The following is an 835-nucleotide window of genomic DNA, read 5'->3' as shown; positions in this document are numbered from 1 at the left end:
GTGTATATCTTCCGAAAAATCGGGGTGATAAAAAGGCTTGTTATCTTTTATAATGGCAGTATCCGGTTTCATGAAAATAACCGGGGTTGCAGGTATAGGGTTATTCAATTCTTTGGCATGTTCGGCATAGTTGCGGCCAATGGCAATTATTTTCATATGGAAATGCTATAAACGCCAAAGCTAAAAAAATTGATGGGTTTGTTAGCTGGGAGGAGGAAATAACCAGCAATCGCTTTTAAATTATTTAGCGGGTAAACGCCAGAAAAAGGCTATTAAATGAAACGGTTTGACGCCGAGTATTGGCAAATAGCGATGGGTTTGAAACTTGAGTGTTCGAAAGAAATAAAAAGGGCAGTTTTTGCGCGAATTTAAATTTACGAGCAATTTAGAAAGTCTACAAAACCGAGATCCGTTTAATAACCGATTCGGTACCTGCCACTACGCGTACAAAATAAAAGCCGCGGCTAAGTTTGTTGTTAATAGAGTAGGTAATATTATGATCGCCCACCTCAACCCTTTGATTAAATACGGTGGTAATATCATTGCCCAAAACATCCATTATTTTAACGGTTACGTTGGAGTTGCGGCTAATGGAGTATTTAAGGTTAAGCTGGTCGGTTACGGGGTTTGGGTACAATTGCACATCATTAAGCAATTTATCGTCGGAGCGCGATACATTCACTTTTACGGCTGATGTTACGGCAGGTTTTAATGGTGGCAATGCCAGGTGAAGACCGTTCTTTAAATAGGAGGGCTTACCACCCTTGGTTTTAGTTACGTGATAGGTGGTATCTCCTTTGAGCTTATTTGCATAAGTTTCCTTATGAGGCGCAAC

General features: G+C 40.2%; 2 protein-coding genes. Both read right to left on the bottom strand.

Translation table 11 applies throughout. The features are described from left to right. The coding region (locus AC1DPZ_RS28250; protein WP_477409792.1) for a fumarylacetoacetate hydrolase family protein at positions 1-156 on the bottom strand (156 nt) is incomplete at its 3' end. 238 nt (positions 157-394) lie between these two features. Beyond that, a partial coding sequence (locus AC1DPZ_RS28245) for a T9SS type A sorting domain-containing protein (protein ID WP_477409790.1) occupies positions 395-835 on the bottom strand: 441 nt, incomplete at its 5' end.

Source organism: Mucilaginibacter sp. P4_G9 (assembly GCF_056400985.1).
Note: the sequence above shows the minus strand (reverse complement) of the source record. Positions and strands in the feature narration are given on the sequence as shown.